This is a genomic window from Acidobacteriota bacterium (genome assembly GCA_039030395.1).
In the GTDB taxonomy this organism is placed as follows: Bacteria; Acidobacteriota; Thermoanaerobaculia; order Multivoradales; family JBCCEF01; genus JBCCEF01.
In genome coordinates this window covers 30,880-48,707 of the sequence record JBCCEF010000014.1, presented here as the reverse complement: position 1 = coordinate 48,707, position 17,828 = coordinate 30,880, and the positions used below count along the sequence as shown (strand labels likewise).

Annotated in this window: 12 protein-coding genes; 7 read left to right on the top strand and 5 right to left on the bottom strand. The window is 65.4% G+C overall.

Annotated elements, in window-relative coordinates; genetic code table 11:
* Positions 1-958: 958 nt before the first annotated feature.
* Genes AAF481_13645 through AAF481_13635 form a run of 3 tightly spaced genes read right to left on the bottom strand, consistent with a single transcriptional unit; the run spans position 959 to position 5,527 of the window.
* Positions 959-2,788: an EAL domain-containing protein gene (locus AAF481_13645; protein ID MEM7482214.1), complete on the bottom strand. Its 1,830-nt coding sequence runs from the start codon at positions 2,786-2,788 to the stop codon at positions 959-961.
* Positions 2,785-3,885 (bottom strand): FIST N-terminal domain-containing protein, encoded by a 1,101-nt coding sequence (locus AAF481_13640; protein MEM7482213.1) that lies wholly within the window; start codon positions 3,883-3,885, stop codon positions 2,785-2,787. Before AAF481_13640 ends, AAF481_13645 begins: the two co-directional genes overlap by 4 nt.
* 40 nt (positions 3,886-3,925) lie before the next feature.
* The gene (locus tag AAF481_13635) at positions 3,926-5,527 is read right to left on the bottom strand and encodes a methylmalonyl-CoA mutase family protein (protein MEM7482212.1); all 1,602 of its coding nucleotides are present in this window, start codon (positions 5,525-5,527) and stop codon (positions 3,926-3,928) included.
* A gap of 467 nt (positions 5,528-5,994) precedes the next feature.
* On the opposite strand from AAF481_13635, the gene AAF481_13630 reads away from it, so the two are divergent.
* Together AAF481_13630 and AAF481_13625 are read left to right on the top strand one after the other, a co-directional pair.
* Complete coding sequence (locus AAF481_13630) at positions 5,995-8,787, top strand: vitamin B12-dependent ribonucleotide reductase (protein ID MEM7482211.1); 2,793 nt, start codon at positions 5,995-5,997, stop codon at positions 8,785-8,787.
* A 593-nt stretch (positions 8,788-9,380) separates the two neighbouring features.
* On the top strand, positions 9,381-9,911 hold the full coding sequence (locus AAF481_13625; GenBank protein ID MEM7482210.1) for a TlpA disulfide reductase family protein: 531 nt from the start codon (positions 9,381-9,383) through the stop codon (positions 9,909-9,911).
* Between the two features lie 87 nt (positions 9,912-9,998).
* Here AAF481_13625 and AAF481_13620 read toward each other — a convergent pair whose 3' ends face one another.
* Both AAF481_13620 and AAF481_13615 read right to left on the bottom strand, forming a co-directional pair.
* Positions 9,999-10,628, bottom strand: a complete 630-nt coding sequence (locus AAF481_13620; GenBank protein MEM7482209.1) for an OmpA family protein — start codon at positions 10,626-10,628, stop codon at positions 9,999-10,001.
* Positions 10,629-10,721: 93 nt separating this feature from the next.
* Complete coding sequence (locus AAF481_13615; GenBank protein ID MEM7482208.1) at positions 10,722-11,684, bottom strand: VWA domain-containing protein; 963 nt, start codon at positions 11,682-11,684, stop codon at positions 10,722-10,724.
* Positions 11,685-11,764: 80 nt separating this feature from the next.
* Between AAF481_13615 and AAF481_13610 the strand changes: the two genes are divergently transcribed.
* From AAF481_13610 to AAF481_13590, 5 genes are all read left to right on the top strand, one after another.
* Positions 11,765-13,612: a hypothetical protein gene (locus tag AAF481_13610; protein ID MEM7482207.1), complete on the top strand. Its 1,848-nt coding sequence runs from the start codon at positions 11,765-11,767 to the stop codon at positions 13,610-13,612.
* An 82-nt stretch (positions 13,613-13,694) separates the two neighbouring features.
* Entirely contained in the window at positions 13,695-14,114 is a 420-nt protein-coding gene (locus tag AAF481_13605) for a hypothetical protein (GenBank protein MEM7482206.1), read from the top strand.
* A 96-nt stretch (positions 14,115-14,210) separates the two neighbouring features.
* Complete coding sequence (locus AAF481_13600; GenBank protein MEM7482205.1) at positions 14,211-15,275, top strand: hypothetical protein; 1,065 nt, start codon at positions 14,211-14,213, stop codon at positions 15,273-15,275.
* A 225-nt stretch (positions 15,276-15,500) separates the two neighbouring features.
* Positions 15,501-16,337, top strand: coding sequence for an MBL fold metallo-hydrolase (locus AAF481_13595; GenBank protein MEM7482204.1), 837 nt, complete (start codon positions 15,501-15,503; stop codon positions 16,335-16,337).
* Positions 16,334-17,686: a TRAM domain-containing protein gene (locus AAF481_13590; protein MEM7482203.1), complete on the top strand. Its 1,353-nt coding sequence runs from the start codon at positions 16,334-16,336 to the stop codon at positions 17,684-17,686. Before AAF481_13595 ends, AAF481_13590 begins: the two co-directional genes overlap by 4 nt.
* Positions 17,687-17,828: the final 142 nt, after the last annotated feature.

Below are 17,828 nucleotides of genomic sequence, written 5' to 3'. Positions count from 1 at the left end.
TTCATGTGCTTCTTCAACAGCAACGTAGCTCGCGAGGCGGGTCGGCACCATCGCTGGAAGGAGAAATTCTGGGGGCGACGGTACCGAGCAACGTTGGTGAGCGATGAACCCGAGGCTCAGTTAGATCGACTACGCTACGTCTTGGCTCAAGGAACCAAAGAAGGGCTAGTGGGGAATCCCTTGCAGTGGCCAGGAGTGACCTGTGTACCCAGTCTGGTAGCAGGAGTTCCGTTGAAGGGAGTCTGGGTCGATCGCAGTGCGATGTGTCGTGCTCCGAGAGGACTAGGGAGGCCGAAGGAAGGTGATTTCGAGCAACCTGAGGCAGTCGTGTTCTCTCCCATTCCCACTCTTTCCCACCTGAAGTTAGAAGCCTATCGGGAGGAGGTAAATTTTCTTTTGAGAGGTATCGTCGAGGAGGCCGCTCAGTTGCACAGGAGCCGTGGAACTCGGCCCGTCGGAAGAAAAGCTATTTGCCGGCAGGCTCCGCACTCCCAGCCGAAGAAGTTCGAGCCTTCGGCGGCGCCTCACTTTCACTTCGTATCACGCGCCGTTGGACAGGCGTTTCAGCAAGCCTACGACGAGTTCGTTGGCGCCTATCGGCGGGCTGCCGATCGTCTCCGAAGAGGTCGAACGGATTTCCGATTTCCCGAAGGCTGCTTCCCACCTCGGCTCCCCTTTGTCGTTCCTGAAATAAGACCTGGATAGTTGAGCCGGTCGATCCTAGGAGGCTGACAGGAGTTCATTTGGCGGTACGGGTCGAGAGCTGCTTTTCGACGCTACAGGAGAGGTGTAGCCGTGAAGGACTTTTTCTGCTGGGTGGTCCAGAACCTTGAGCCATTTGCAAGCCTTCGTACCAAAATCCAGGGCATCAAATGCTCCGAATTGCTCGGCATGGGAAGCTCCTGGAGCGAACTCGACTCCGTGAGCCAACATTCCCCTGGCACCTACTGCGTGGGTTCTACATTCCCCTGGCGCCTGCGGGGTTGGCGCCTGCGGGGTTGGCGCCTGCGGGGTTGGTGGCGCGGACGAGTTGGCCCAGGGGCTTGGGCGGGTCGATCCAATTGCCCTGGATGTAGTCGACGCCGATTTCTTTGAGGAGGTTTTCGGTCGCCTGGCTGCCGACGGATTCGGCCACCGTGCGCATGCCGAGGAGGTGTCCCAGCCGGTGGACGGAGTCGACCATGGCACGGTCGAGGCGGTCGGTGACCATGTCCTGGATGAAGTGTCCGTCGATCTTCAGGTAGTCGACGGACAGGTCCTTCAAATAGCCGTAGGAGGACATGCCGCTTCCGAAGTCGTCCAGCGCGAAGCGGCAGCCGCGGCGGGACAGTTCGCGCATCAGCGTCTTGGCCTGGGCGAGGTTGGCGATGGCCGCCGTTTCGGTGATTTCCAGGCAGATCTTGGTCACTGGGATGCCCGTACGCTCGAGTTCTCGCAGGATGAATGGCAGGAAGGTCTCGTCGCCTAGGGAGACCGCCGACAGGTTGATCCAGCACAGTCCGACACCGGCGAGTTCTTCGGGCGTCAACTCGGCCAGGGTGTTCAGAGTGGCGCCGATCACCCAGCGGTCGATACTCCGCATCAGGCCGTAGCGTTCGGCGGCGCGGATGAACTCGCTCGGATTGTGCACTTGACCGGGTTCTTCTTCCATCCGCAGCAGCACCTCGAAGGAGCGCAAGCCGTCGTCCGGCACGGCGAGCGGTTGCACCGTTTGACCGTAGAGAATGAAGCGGTCTTCCTCCAGGGTGCGCTGGATGCGGACCACCCAGTCCATTTCTCCGTAGCGTCGGACGAATTCCGCCTCCGCCGGTAGGTAGACCTGAATTCGGTTGCGTCCTTTGTCTTTGGCGACGTAGCAGGCGTGGTCGGCGGCGGACAATAGGTGGGCGACGCTTTCGAATTCCGGCTCCACCGGCACCAGTCCGATACTCGCCCGGCAGGTGAAGGTCTTGTCCTGCCAGCGAAACCGTAGCTGCTCGAGCGAACGGTGGATGGCGGTCACCCGCTGATGCGCATCCTCGATGGTTTCTGTCGGCAGCAAGAGAGCAAATTCATCGCCTCCCAGGCGCGCGACGATGCCGTCTTCGCTCACCTCTTCCTGCAGCAGTCGTGTCACCCGTACCAGGAGTTCGTCGCCAGCGAAGTGGCCGCAGGTGTCGTTGACCAGCTTGAACTGATCGAGATCCAGGTAGGCCAGTGCGTGAAGCTGCGCGGACCCGCGGGCTTCCGCCAGGGCGCCGTGAAGGCGTGCATCGAAGGCCTGCCGATTGAGCAGGCCGGTGAGGGCGTCGTGGGTTGCTTGGTGGGCGAGCTGCAGGGCGAGTAGACGCTTTTCGGAGACATCCTGAAAGACGATCACCGTACCGAGGAGCCGATCTTCGCTGTCGCGGATGGGGGACAGCGAACTCTCTACGGCGAAGCGGGCACCGTCGCGCCGCAGTAGGGTGGTGCGGTCCATCAGCCGGACGGTGCCGTGCTTGGCGAGGCTCCAGCCGGGGGGCGGTTCGATCGGTTCGCCGGTGGTTTCCGTGACCAGCCGGAAGATCTCATTCAAGGGCCGGTCGCGGGCTTCGTCGATGCTCCAGCCGGTGAGGTTCTCGGCCACCGGATTCAGGTACTCGATGCGCTCTTCCGGATCGGTGGTGATCACGCCGTCGGCGATCGAGGCGAGGGTCACGAGGGCCAGCTCCTTTTCCGCCGACAGAGCTCGCACTTGGTCCTCGTAGGCCCGGGTGGTGTGACCCAGGAGATTGCGGAGGATGGCGTTTTCGAGCTTGGCGTCGCTCATCGGTTCTTCTCTCGCAGCCGCATCAGCACCGCCGTCTGATTGTGCAGGTTGACGTAGCCGGTCCGGCTCGGTCCGACCTCGCCGAGGGTGGTCAAACCCACCAGCGGGGCGCCGCCCAGAGCGCGATGCATTTCGATGGCTTCCTCCTCGAAGCGGTCCGCCAGCAGAAGTTCGCGCCCGACGCAGGACATCAACACGGCGAAGTCGACCGGTTCCCGGGTCTCCGGCGCCGGGCGCCGACCGCCGTGGAGCAGCGAGTGGTCGGCGGGAATGCCGAAGCGCACCCGATCTCCAGTGCGCAAATCTCCCCAAAAGGTGACTTCGCCGGAGGCATCGTCGAAGGATCGCAGGGCTCGGAAGAGGCCTCGACGGTCGTCGTCTTCACCCTCGAGGATGAGTGGGAAGCGGAGCGCCGCGTCGGGCATCGGGGCGAGCTGGCCATCGACCTCGAAGAACCGCCGAAACCACTCCGTGGCGGAGGTACCGTCGATTTCGTGGAGGGTGCTGTCGTGGGCCTCGGTGACGCGGTAGAAGGGTCCCGCCGGCTGCCACTCAGCGAACACTTCGAGGCTGACGTCGACCCCCGAAAGCCACAGCACGACCCCTTGATCCTCCACGATCTGGCGGTCCAAGAAGACCCGCGCGACGCTCTCGAAGTCCGCCGAGGCCAGGCCGCCGGCAATCACCGGCTGGGCGGTGTCTCCGCGTAGCTGGCGGCGCAGCCGGGTCAGGGTTTCGGTCGCCAGCGAACACCGTCCGGCGAACAGCAAGAGGGAGGCGTCCGCGTCGCGGCAGCCCGCCGCCAGGTTCGTCTCGGACGCATCGAGGGTCTGCGCGCGCAGATCGGCCGATCCGCCGACGCTCAGCAGCATCAAGGCGCCGTGACTGTGGTGGTGCTGGTCGACGAACTGGCTGAGCGCTTCGCAGCCACAGCGCAAGCTGTCCGGCCAGCGTTCGGCGAGCTGGTCGACGGCTTGGCGGAAGTTGGGGCCGGGCGGCAGGAAGGCGAGCACCAGATCGGGCCTGTCCGCCTCGATGGCGGCGAGCTGGGCCGCCAGATCCGGCGTCGGTGCGAGAGCGTGGGTGGTGCAGTCCATGAAGGAATCCGAGGACGGTGCCTCGGGGTCGGGTTCCCGGTCAGTCGAATCCGGCGTCTCGGTGCTCGCCATACACCCGGCGCAGGGTGTGCGACACCTCGCCGAGGGATGCGTTGGCGCGTACCGCGGCGAGAATCTCGGGCATCAGGTTGCGGTCCTCCCGGGCGGCCCCTTCGAGGGCTTCGAGGGCCCCGCTCGTCGCCGCGCCGTCGCGGCTCGCCTTGAAGGCCCGCAGGCGTTCGACTTGCTGTTTTTCCTGTCGTGGGTCGATTTCGAGCACCTCCGGCGCGATCTCGTCTTCCGAGGGGTAGGCGTTGACCCCCACCACCGTGACGTCTCGTTCCTCCAGGGCCCGCTGGTAGGCGTAGGCCGCATCGGCGATCTCGTTTTGTTGGAATCCCTGCTCAATGGCTGCCCGGGCGCCTCCCATCTGATCGATCTTCTCGATGTACTCGAGGGCTCGGCGTTCGATCTCGTCGGTCCAGGCCTCGATCGCCCAGGAGCCGCCGAAGGGGTCGGCCACGTCGGCGATGCCGCTCTCGTGGGCGATCACCTGCTGGGTGCGAAGCGCCAGCCGGGCCGCCGGCTGGGTGGGCAGCCCCAAGGCTTCGTCGAGCGCGTTGGTGTGGAGCGATTGGGTGCCGCCGCAGACCGCCGCCAGGGCCTGGACGGCCACCCGCACCACGTTGTTCTGCGGCTGCTGGGCGGTGAGGGTGGAGCCCGCCGTCTGGGTGTGGAAGCGCAGCCACAGGGAACGCTCGTCAGTGGGTGCGAAGCGTTCCTTGACCAGCTTCGCCCACAGCCGCCGAGCGGCGCGAAATTTCGCTACCTCTTCGAGGAAATTGTTGTGGGCGTTGAAGAAAAACGAGACCCGGGGCGCGAAGGCGTCGATGTCCAGGCCGCGCTCGAGGGCGGCTTCGAGGTAGCAAAGGCCGTTGGCCAAGGTGAAGGCCACTTCCTGCACCGCCGTCGAGCCGGCCTCGCGGATGTGGTAGCCGGAAACCGAGATGGTGTTCCAGCGCGGCACCCGGTCGGCGCAGAAGGCGATGATGTCCGTCACCAGCTTGAGGGAGGGCCCCGGCGGGTAGATGTAGGTGCCGCGGGCGGCATACTCCTTCAAGATGTCGTTCTGGACGGTGCCACCCACTTTCTCCCACGGTACCCCCTGATCTTCGGCCACCACCAGATACAGCGCCAGCAGGGTGGCCGCCGTCGAGTTGATGGTCATCGAAGTAGTCACCCGGTCGAGGGGGATCCGGTCAAACAGCCGCCGCATGTCGTCGATCGAGTCGATCGCCACTCCCACCCGGCCGACCTCGCCGAGGGCTACCGGTTCGTCCGAGTCGTAGCCGATCTGGGTGGGTAGGTCGAAGGCGACGGACAGACCCGTCGTGCCCTGATCGAGCAGATAGCGATAGCGCCGGTTCGATTCGTCGGCGGTGGAGTAGCCGGCGTACTGCCGCATGGTCCAAAGGCGCTTGCGGTACATCTCGCGATAGAGCCCGCGGCTGAAGGGGTACTCTCCGGGCCGCTCGGCGTGGCGGTCGCCGCCGTTTGGCCGGTCGCCGGGGCCGTAGCTCCCCTGGATGGGAATCCCGGAACTGGTTCGGCGGCTGTCGTCGTCTCGTGAATCGTTGGCCATGACCGAATTATACGCACCCTCGGGAGGGCTAACTCGCGGCATTCGAAGGGTTTGGCCGGATACGGCCAAATCTCCGCTCCTACGCAACATATGCGCCCATTCTCCTCTTGACACCACAAGATGTAGTGCTTATCCTACAGGTCGACTTTCGAAGTCGAGCCAGGGAAGCCGAAATCGGGGCACTTGAGCACCCCTCCGCCGAGTCGGCGGGCGGGCGAGACGGCGTGTGATGAACGACCGTGCCGCCGCGGTCCGAGGCGTCCGGCGAGCGAGCTTTCAATGAGAGTCGATTGGTGGGATTTCCAGCAGCAAACGAAAGCGGTGTGAAAACCCGCTGCGAGGGCGCCAAAGTTCTTCGGCGCCGTTTTCTTTGCGGTCCTTTCTTTGTAGTCCTGCAGTCCTCGAGCTAGCGTGAGCGAAACGACAACGAGTTTGTACGAATCTGATTAGGTCACTGAGGAGAGACGATGGCGACGGAGCCGACCATCCAGTCACACAACCCGAATAACCAGACGAGCCAACCCATGGCCGAGCGCACCTCCGCCGGCCTGGTCTTCGAGCGCCGCTTCACCGAGCCCGGAGTCGATCCCTTCGACGCCATCGAATGGCACGTCCGCGATGCCGTGATCGGCAACGAGAAGGGCGAGACGGTGTTTGAACAGAAGGACGTCGAGGTTCCGAAGTTTTGGTCTCAAACGGCCACCAACGTGGTGGTGAGCAAGTATTTCCGCGGCCAACTCGACACCCCCCAGCGCGAGTCGAGCGTCAAGCAGATGATCGGCCGGGTGGTCGACACCATGACCCACTGGGGCCGCGAGGGCGGCTACTTCGCCAGCGAGGCGGACGCCGACACCTTCCACGCCGAACTCAAGCACATCCTGGTCAACCAGTACGCCTGCTTCAACTCGCCGGTGTGGTTCAACGTCGGCATCGAAGAGCAGCCGCAGTGCTCGGCCTGCTTCATCAACTCCGTGGCCGACACGATGGACTCGATCCTCACCCTCGCCCGCACCGAGGGCATGCTGTTCAAGTTTGGCTCCGGTACCGGCTCCAATCTGTCGAGTCTGCGTTCCTCGAAGGAGCATCTGGCCGGCGGCGGTACGGCGTCCGGACCGGTGTCCTTCATGAAGGGCTTTGACGCCTTCGCCGGCGTCATCAAGAGCGGCGGCAAGACCCGCCGCGCCGCCAAGATGGTGATCCTCGACATCGACCACCCGGACATCATCGAGTTCATCCAGTGCAAGGAGATCGAGGAGAAGAAGGCCTGGGCCTTGATCGAGTCCGGCTATGACGGCTCCTTCAACGTGCCCGGTGGCGCCTACGACTCGATCTCCTACCAGAACGCCAACCACTCGGTGCGGGTGACCGACGAGTTTATGCAGGCGGTGGAGGACGATGGTGAGTGGACCACCCGCGCCGTCACCGGCGAGCGCCAGCCGATGGACTCCTACTCCGCTCGCGAACTGATGAAGATGATCTCCGAGGCGGCCTGGGTGTGCGGCGATCCGGGGATGCAGTACGACACCCAGATCAACGACTGGCACACCTGCGCCAACACCGACCGCATCTACTCGAGCAACCCGTGCAGCGAGTACATGTTCCTGAACGACACGGCGTGCAACCTGGCGTCTTTGAACCTGATGAAGTTCTACGACGAGGACACCGGCTTCGACGCCGAGACCTTCAGCCACACCTGCGAGGTGATCATTTCGGCGATGGAGATCATCGTCGACAACGCCAGCTACCCGACGCCGCAGATCGCCGAGAACTCGCACCTCTATCGGCCCCTGGGCATCGGCTACGCCAACCTGGGCGCTCTGCTGATGGCCCGCGGCCTGCCCTACGACTCCGCTGCCGGGCGCGACTACGCAGCGGCGATCACCGCCCTGATGTCCGGCTCGGCCTACGCCCAATCCGGTCGGGTGGCGGCGGTGCAGGGGCCCTTTGCCGGCTTCGAGCTGAACCGCGAGCCGATGATGCGGGTGATGCGCAAGCACCGCGACGCGGTGTCGGACATCGACACCGCCCACGTGCCGATCACGCTGGTGCAGGCGGCCAAGCAGGCGTGGGATCAGACCATCGAGCTGGGCGACGGCGCCGGCCTGCGCAACAGCCAGATCTCGGTGTTGGCGCCGACCGGCACCATCGCCTTCATGATGGATTGCGACACCACCGGCGTCGAGCCGGACATCGCTCTGGTCAAGTACCGCAAGCTGGTCGGTGGCGGCATGATCAAGATCGTCAACAACACCGTGCCGAAGGCTTTGAAGCGTCTGGGCTACGACAAGGAAGACATTCGCTCGATCGTCGAGTACATCGACGAGAACGACACCATCGAAGGCGCCGACATGCTCGAGGACGAGCACTTGTCGATCTTCGACTGCGCTTTCAAGGCGGCCAACGGCCAGCGCTCGATTCACTACATGGGGCACATCAAGATGCTGGCGGCGGTGCAGCCGTTCATCTCCGGCGCCATCAGCAAGACCGTCAACCTGCCGGAGGAGTCCACACCGGAGGACCTGCAGGAGGCCTACATGGAGGGCTGGCGACTGGGCTTGAAGGCCGTCGCCATTTATCGCGACAACTCCAAGCGCAGCCAGCCGCTGTCGACCAAGCAGGACGAGGCCGACACCAAGGTCGTCGCCAAGGCGGTGCGGCGCAAGCTGCCGAGTGAGCGCGAGGCGATCACCCACAAGTTCCAGGTGGGCGACCACAAGGGCTACATCACCGTCGGCCTGTACGAAAACGGCATGCCGGGGGAGATCTTCCTGACCATGGCGAAGGAAGGCTCGACCATTTCCGGCCTGATGGACGCCTTCGCGACGGCCATCTCCATTGCTCTGCAGTACGGCGTGCCGCTCCAGACGCTGGTCGACAAGTTCAGCCACACGCGCTTCGAGCCGTCGGGCTTCACCCGCAACCCGGAGATTCCGATCGCCAAGTCCGTCACCGACTACATCTTCCGCTGGTTGGCCTCGAAGTTCCTTGGCCACGAGCAGAAGGTGGCGGCCGGGGTGGTGCTGCGGGAAGAGGCTCCGGTGTTGACTAGCGACGCCCAGGCGGCGCTGGACGCGGTGGAAGAGGCCGAGACGGCGGTGCAGGTCGCGACCGCCGAGACGGACACTTCCGGCAGCGTCACCAAGGTGGCGTTCTTGTACCAGCAGGACGCCCCGCCGTGCACCGAGTGCGGTTCGATCATGGTGCGCAACGGGAGCTGCTACAAGTGCAACAACTGCGGGTCGACGAGCGGCTGCAGCTAGCGCCTTGGCGCTAGCTGCTTACCGCTCGTCTTGCGTTCTTAGGGGGGCTGTTCCAGCCCCCCGCGGAGCAAAAAAGTGCGATTTTTTGCTCCTCACCCCCGAGACGGCGGCCTGCGCCGCCGCCTCGCCCTTCGGGCTCGGGACGTGGAATCGGCCGGAAACGGTTGGTCCCTAGAGTTCCCAGTTTTCCGAAGGTACCCGTCTTCGGCGGCCTTCGGCGCCGCCTCGCCCTTCGGGCTCGGGATCAGGCCGGCTGCTGAGTTCTTCAGCAGCCGCCTGATCGCCGCTACCCACCACCTTTCAACCTGATCCCCTCGGTTCAAGAAAGGGCCTCCGCGAAACCGTCGGTCAGAGGTCGGTTGGGGGAGGGGCCGCCCGGGAGCTCGAAGCGAGCGCACGGTACAGCTTGGGGAGTTCACGGTCAGTTTGCGCTCGCTGAGCGCAGCGCGGGGCCTATCTCATAAAGGAGTGAGTGCCCCGCGCGGTCCTGGGCGGCCCCTCCCCCAACCGACCGGCCCAGAGCGCCGCGCGGCTCTGGGCGGCCCCGACCCTCAACGGACCGGCCCCCCACCGAAAGCGATATCCTCCTCCCCATGAAAACTCGCCTCTCTCTCCCGACCATCGCCGTCGTTCTCCTCACCCTCACCTTCGCCCTGGTCCAAGGTTGCGGCGGTCCGTCCTACTCCCCGCCCGCACCTCAGTCCGATCTCGTCGGCGGCCCCGCGCCGGACTTCTTGCTGCCGAGCCTCGACGGTCCGACCATCGGACCGGCGTCCTATGCCGGCCAGGTGGTGATCCTCGAATTCTGGGCCACCTGGTGCGTGCCTTGCCACAAGCAGGCGGAGATCCTCCGCGAGATCTACGACGACCTTAAATCCGACGATGTCGCGGTGATCGCGGTGGGGTTGGGGGAGGACGAATCGACGGTGCGGGAATTCGTCGTCCAGAGCCCCTTTCCCTACGCGGTGGTCTACGACGAGCCCGACGACCTGACCTACGAACTCGGCATCATGGCCCTGCCGATGATGATGGTGATCGGGCCCGACGGCACCGTCACCCACTTCGAGCCGGGAGTGCACGAGGCGGACGAGATCCGCGAGCTGGTGGCCGAGGCGAAGGCCTAGAAGGAGAATCCCGGAAATGAAAACGGGCGCCGATTCCTCGGCGCCCGTTTTGCGTGGCGGCAGAGCCGCTGGAAGGTGCGATGGCGACTACTGCAGCACCACCAGCGAAACGCGGCGGTTCTGGGCGCGGCCGTCGCGGCTGCTGTTGTCGGCCACCGGCGACGCCTCTCCGTAGGAGATGACATTCATCCGGTGCAGCGCCACGCCGTGCTCGCGGGAGAGGTAGTTGCGCACCGCTTCGGCGCGCTCCAGGCCGAGGCGCTCGTTGTAGCTCTCGCTGCCGGTCGAGTCCGTGTGACCCTGGATCTCGATGTAGACGTTCTGATTCTGCTCCTTGAGGGCGCCGACGAACTCGTCGATGGCGGCCTTCGCCTCGTCGCTCAGCTTGGAACTCTCGAAACCGAAGCGCACCTTGTCGTCGGAAAGAACCGTCTCGAAGAGGAATTTGCCTTCGGCGAGCTTGCCGGCCTCTTCGGCGCGCGTCAGCGCGTCCTGGGCGGTCTTCGACACGCCATCGACCTCGGTGCCCAAAGCCTCGTTCTTGCGGTCGAGTTCGCCGATGCGGGTCTGGTTCTCTTCCACCTGACCTTCGACATCGTCGACCCGACTCGAAATCGGCTGGGTGTTCGAGGACACTTCGTCGCGAACGAACTTCTTGGTGGCGCAACCGGTCGCCGTCACGGCGAGCAGCAGCGCAAGGATCATCATATTTCGCATATCAAAATCTCCTTAGCTGACGCGTAACTCCTTCGCAGAGCACGCTTACAACAATCTGTCTATACCTTACCAGGGCGCGGAGGGAGCGCCCCGTCAGCGGCGCGCCGGAGGGCCTCCGCGATATCCCTTGCGGTGTTCGACGGAGCGGGCGCCGCCCTTGACCCTTACGCGGATTGCGCGGAAGGCCGGCGCCTCGCTGCTTTGCGCCCGGAATCCGAGGACGAACTGGCTGCGCAGCTCGTTGACCACCGTCGAGGCGGCGCGGGCGACATCCGTCGGCGCGGCAGCCGCAAAGTAGCGTCCGCCGGTGGTGCGGGCGAGGCGCTGGAGAAGTTGTGCATAGGAGCCCTCGACCGCCGCCGAGTCCTCCCCCAGGCCGATGACGTACACCGGCAGGCGGGCTTTCTGAACCATCTGCCGGGCGAGGGCCGGCTCGATGGTCGAGGCGTTGTCGATGCCGTCCGTCACCAGCACCACGGCGCGCTTCGGATGGCGCCCCTCGTCGCTGATTTCCGGAATCCAGGCGACGGCATCGTGCAGCGCCGTGGTGCCGTAGGGCTGCCACAGTTGGAGGGCTTCGCGGAGCACCGCGTGGTCCTGGGTGAACGGGATGTCGATGCCCAGCCGGCCGTCGGTGAAGCTGGCCAGAGCCATCTCGTCCCTTGCCTTGGCCCGAGCGAGAAAGTACTCGAGGGTGTGCCGTGAAACCTCGAGCTTGCCGCCGTTGCCCATGCTGCCGGAGAGGTCCTGGAGAAAGACCAGGCTCACCGGGATCTCGCCGCCTTCGTCGAAGGTTTCGATGGGGATCTCTTGCCCCGCCACCTCCAGGCGAAAGTCCTTCCGATCCAGGTGGGTGACCAGGCCCCCGTCGCGCTCCCGCACCACCACCGGCACCAGCACCAGGCTGACCGAAATGGACTCCGAAAACCCCTCTTGCGCCGCCGCCGAGCCGCCGGGTGTCGACCGGAGCATCAGCATCAGGGCGAGGACAACGTACGTACCGACCGGGCGGACCGCCGCCAGGCGCGAGGGAGACAATGGGCGTCGCGGGAGCATGAGCGAGGACGCTATCGCACCCCTCGAACCGGGAAAAGAGGTGCGGGGGTGCCCTTTGCCCTTAAAGTAGGCGGCGAAATATGCCACCAGCTCGCCGCACTCGTTCCCGCTCGGCTCCTCCTGATGTCGCGCCGGGGGTACGCCTGTTCCTCGAACGGTATGGGCGGCTTCTGCTCGTGGTGCTGTCGCTGACGGTGGTGTGGGTCGCCTGGGCGCTGTGGACGGCGCGCTATCGCAGCCTGCTCGTCGGCTATGACAAGGCCTACGAGCCGGCCTTCGCGGAGCGTGAGTTCCCCGCTCTCGAGCCCGCGGAGGTCTTGCGGCTGGGCAGCGCCCATTCCCTGGATCTCCGGCCGGCGAGTTCGTACACTCACTTCCCGCCGGAAAAACCGGTCGGGACGATTCGCATCGGTGTCTTCGGTGGCTCCTTCGTCGCCGGAGCGGAGACCCCGCCGGGGGGAGATTTCCCCAGCCATCTCGAAGAGCGCCTGGCCGAGTCCTCGGCGATGCCCGTCGAGGTGCTCAACTTCGGCGTCGGCGGCTTTGGCATCCATCAGGCGGTGCTGATGTGGCGTACCCTCGGGCAGCGCTACGGCATCGACATCGCCGTCTTCGATGTGTTCGATTTCCACCAGCGGCGGGACCAGGGGTTCGTCCACCAGGGGTACGGCCCGGTGCATTCCCGGTTCATTCTGGGCGACGATGGCGAACCGCGGCGGATCGACCCCGCGGGCCGCGATCGCCTGGACGCCATCGAGCGCTACTTCGCTTTTCTGCCGCGCTGGCGGTATCTGCGCTACGACGTGCGCGGCCCCGCCGCTCTCCGAGCTTTCTTGCCGGCGGGCCGAGAGATCGCGCGCAGTCCCTTCTACTACTGGGACGGCTCGCTGGAAGAGGAGAGCACTCGCCTCGCCACGGCCCTTCTCGCTTCCGTCGCCGAGGAGACCGCGGCGCCCATCGTCATCTGCAACGACGAGTGGAGCTGCGGCCTGCGGCAGGATCTCGAGGGTGCTGGAGTGTACGTGATGGAGAGCAGGGCGACGGAGTTGTCGTGGAAGCAACCATCCTTCTACCGCGCCCCGCGGGGTCACCTCAGCAGCCTTGGAAACCGGGTGGTGGCGGAGGAGCTTTGGACGGTGCTGATGGGGCGTCGGCAGGTAGCCGCGCCGGTGCTGGGGTGGAAGCGGTTTCCGCCACCTCAGGACCGCTCGCCGGCTTCGCAACCCAGGGCGCATCGTCCGAACCTCCAAGGAGCTGATCGCATCGCCGTCTTGGCCGATCGCGCACACCTCGGAGAATTCGTCGTCGGTCCAAGCCGGAAGCGAGCCGTGCGCCGGCCAAACTTCGGGGCCACGGCGTCCTTGCTGGATCTTTCGACGTCGCGGGAGATTCGCCTGCTGCCGCTCTCCCACCCGCTGCCTCGCCGATCCCCGGCCAATCTGCACTTTGTCTGTACCGGCGAGGAGGTCACCGCGCGGCTCGGTTTCGTCGATGCGCCCACCGCTCTTCTGGGTCGTTTCGTCCCCGCCCGGGGCAGGCACCGGAAGGTGGTGGTGGATCACCTGTCGGCGCGTTTCTTGCTGCCCTGCGACGACCCACAGGAGGTTCGAGTCTCCGTGGCGGGGCGGCGTGTCCTGCGTGGCGAGGGAGTCTATGCACCGTCGTCGGAGGTTCCCCAGCGCTTCCGCCTGGTCCCGATCGAGCGGCAGTCCCTCGTTCTGCGCAGCCACCGCCGCCAGATCCTCGACCCTGGGGACCTGCCCGAGCGAGGCATCCTGCGGCTGACCGCCCGCCGGGAAGGACGGGTGTCGCTGTTTGCGCCGCTGGCTCGCTGGAGCGTCGAGGCCTACCCGCTGGTGTACCCGGAGGCCTATCCGCGCGCCCTGGCGGAGCGTCCCCCGGCGGAGGAAGGCAAGACTCCTCCTTGATGTTCCCCGACAGGTGCCAGGGGAATGTCGGGTCGGCAGGGGTTTGGTAGCCTCTCGCTCTTCTCAGGGAGGCTCCCATAGCGTGTTCGATGTAGCCGACATGAAGTTCCACTGCCTGGAGTGCGAAGGTGACCAAGTGTTTGCCTCGAAACTCGAGATGCGCGAGGAGTGGCATCACTACCGCTTCGACTGCGCCGATTCCGAGTGCGGCAACAACACCTGGGTGGAGGTGCCGGAATTTCTGGACGCCCGCCCGGGAAGCCAGCCCCCCGGCAACATCCATCTGCGCAATCTCTCGGTGCGCTGCGGGCGGTGCGATCAACACCCGGTGCTCGCCGCCTACGAACCGGGAGAGGGCTTCAACCAGTATGTTTACGAGTGCGAGAACGGCTCCTGTAGCGCCCGTCGACGGGTGCGCCTGACAAAGGAACAGGACGAGTTCGCCCGTCGGGATCCGGCCTGGCGCGGCGGCGCCAAGCACGCCGGCGCCGGCGACCACTGAACCGCTCCGGGTCGCACCCAAACCCCTGTGCTAGCCTTTGCCGAGGCCCGTTTCTCTCGGGCCACCATCGGCAAATTCAAGACGAGGGAATTGGGGATGAAAAAGGTCGTCCATATCGTGGGCACGGGGACGATCGGCGAGCCGCTGATCGGTCTCTTCACGGACTTCAAGCACTACTTCGGGATCGACGAGGTCACCTTCCACAAGCGCACTCCGCTGGAGGCGGATCGCGCCAAGATCGGGCATCTGATGACCCGCGGCGCGAAGCTGGCGGTGGATCCGGAGGTCAAGAAGGACTTCGAGAACCTCGGCCACGAGGTGAGCTACGAGGCCCAGGAAGCTCTCGAACGGGCGACGGTGGTGATCGACTGCACCCCCGCCGGCAACCGCAACAAGGAGGAGTTCTACCGGCACCTCAAGGGTCCCAAGGGTTTCCTCGCCCAGGGCAGTGAGTTCGGTTTTGGCAAACCCTATGCTCGCGGCGTCAACGACGACGTGCTGGTGCCCGGCGAGGACCGTTTCCTGATGGTGGTGTCCTGCAACACCCACAACATCACCACCCTGATCAAGACCCTGGCGATGGACGCCGACGGCTCCAACCACCTGGATCGCGGCACCTTCGTCTGCATGCGCCGGGCGAATGACATCACCCAGGTATCGAGCTTCGTGCCGGCGCCGACGGTCGGAAAGCATGGGGATCCGGTGTTCGGCACCCACCACGCCAAAGACGCCAACCACCTGTTCAAGACCCAGGGCCATGACCTGGATCTGTTTTCTAGCGCCGTCAAGCTCAACACCCAGTACATGCACTCCATCTGGTTCAACCTGCAGTTGAGCCGCGCGACGAGCATCGACGAGGTGCAGGAGCGTCTGCGTGCCAACCATCGGGTGGCGATGACCGACAAGATGCACGCCAACCTGATCTTCAGCTTCGGCCGCGATCACGGATACTACGGCCGCATTCTGTCCCAGACGGTGGTGGTGGAACCCACCCTGCTGGTGCGCCGGGAGCGCGAGATCGCCGGATTCTGCTTCACTCCGCAGGACGGCAACTCGCTGCTGTCGTCGGTGGCGGCGGCGCTCTGGCTGATCGATCCAGACGAAGAATCGCTACAAAAGCGCATCGACCCTATTCGTAGGTGGTTGTACCGGGAAATCTAACGGCGGGAAGGCGGATCTCCATCCATCTACGGCGTTCTCCGCACTCCTCCGCTCCTCGACGCACTGCAAGTGCGCCTGCGGTGTTCGGGGAGCGGATGCCTTGTATCTGGACGAAGCTACGCCTTCCCGGACCGCTGCGGCGTTGATCCACCACCTGCTGCAAGCCGACAACGTGGTGCTCGGCAGTCCTTTGTCAACTAGAGGGTACGCCCGGATTTCAACGAGATGCCTACCACTACCTTGAATCTCGGTGAGCTTTCGATCGAGGGGTGGTCGCGGGCCGGGGAGGCGACGTGGTTGAAGGTGTCGCCGCCGGGCCTGGCGCTTGATGTGGGGCGTGGGGCAGTAGAGCTTTCCGGTACGCGGGATTTGTTCTTGACCCACGGGCATCTGGATCATGCGCTCGGCCTGCCCTTCGTATTGTCGCGGCGGGCGCGCGAGGAGGAGCCGCCATCGCGGGTGTTCTGCCCGCGGCCGATGGTGGGCGATCTGGTGCGCTTCGTCGAGGCGGCGGCGCGGCTGGAGAGGGCGGAGTATCGCTACGAGGTGCTGGCCCTCGATCCCGGGGACCGCGTACCGGTAGGACGGGATCTCACCATCGAGGCCTTCGCCACCCACCACGTCGTGCCGAGTTTGGGCTTTCACCTGGTCCGCGCTCGGCGGCGTTTGAAGGATGCATTCCGTGGGCGCTCCGGGGAAGAGCTGGGGCGGCTGCGGCGTGAGGGCGTGGACTTCGAAGAGGCCACGGAAGAGGATTGGTTGAGCTACTGCGGCGATACCGGTCCGAAGGTGTTCGACAGCGAGCCTCGCATCTTCTCGAGCCGCGTACTGGTCTTGGAATGCACCTTTCTCGATCCCGAAAAGCGCGCCTCCGGGGTGCTCTACCAGCACCTGCACATGGACGATCTGGCCGCCCGCGCCGAGCGTTTCGAGAACCAGGAACTGGTGCTCTGCCATTTGAGCCGCCGCCACCGGCTCCGTGACGGGCGCCAGCGGGCGGCGGAGATCTTCACCGGCCCGCGGCCGCGCGTGCACTGGATACCGGCGGAGGAAGAACCTTGACCGATCCACCCGCCGCCCGCATGACCGCCGGAGCCCGCCTGGCCGAGCTGGATGTGCTGGAACTCACCATCGACAAGTTGATCGCCGGCGGCGAGGGCATCGGCCGCTTCGAGGGCATTCCCATCTTCGTGCCGCGATCCGCCCCCCAAGACCGTCTGCGGGTGCGCCTGGTCGAGCGCCGCACCGGCTACGGCCGGGCGGAGATCTTGGAGGTCCTGCAGCCGAGCCCCGCCCGCCGCCAAGCGCCGTGCCCGCACTTCGAGCCCTGCGGCGGCTGCGACCTGCAGCACATCGACGACGCCCAACAGGTGCGCTACAAAGCCGAAGCGGTGCTCGACACCCTGGGCCACCTTTCCGGCCTCGATTTGCCGCCTCCCAGGATCTATGCGGACCAGCCCTGGGGGTATCGCCTGCGCACCCAAATCCACACCCGCGTCGAGGGCGACCGCCGGCCGCGGGTGGGGTACTACGCCCGCGGCACCCAGAAGCTGGTGCCGGTGGACGCCTGCCCGGTGCTGCTGCCGGTGCTCGAGAACCAACTCCAGGAACTGCCGGCGGCGCTTTCGGGGGATGCACCGAGACGGATCGATTGGGTGGCCGGTGACGACGGCCAGGTATCGAGCGCGCCGGTGGTCGCCGGCCTGCCGCAGGGGCCGGTGGGTCTCGCCGTCGAGACGGCCGTCGGCAAGCTCCGGTACGTCTTCGATGCGCGGTGCTTCTTCCAGGGCCACCGCGGTCTGCTCGGTGAATTGATCGATGTGGTGATCGGCGAGTGGCAGGGCGATCAGGCCTTCGATTTGTACGCCGGGGTCGGGCTGTTCTCGGTTCCCTTGGCCCGACGCTATCGGCGGGTGACCGCCGTCGAGGGGGATCGCGTCGCCGTCCGCTATGCCCGCCGCAATCTGCGCCAGAATCAGATCGTTGAAAAGAAAGATGGCGAGGCCCGGCAGGGCAAGGTGGTGGCCTATGCCCTCGATAGCTGGGTGAAGAAGCTCCCCGCGGCAGCCGACCGGGTGATCGTCGATCCCCCTCGCCAAGGCCTACAGAAGTCGGTGCGGTGGGCTCTGCGGCGGGTCCTGCCGGCACGCCTGACCTATGTTTCCTGCCACCCGGCGACCTTGGCGCGCGATCTCCAGGAGTTCGATGCCAGCTACCGGGTGGAGAGTCTGGCGCTGTTTGATCTCTTCCCGCAGACCGGCCACATGGAAGCGGTGGTCCAGCTCGCTCGGCGGTCGGGGGCCGAGCCGGTGGTGGATCGCCCCTTTCCTGCGCGGCCTCGTCGTTCGCCGGGTCGTCCCCGGGGCGGGCGGCCGGGCGGGCGGCCAAGGAGAGGCAGTGTCCGGGGATAGAGCGCGCCACCGGGCAAGCCTCGGGGCCGGAACTCCAGCTAGCGGCCGACGGGCTTTTCCATCTCTGCCAGGTCGGTGGTTTCCTTTTCGCACCCTGCGGTGTCGAAGTGGATACCATGCAACTGATCCAAGCTATCGACTC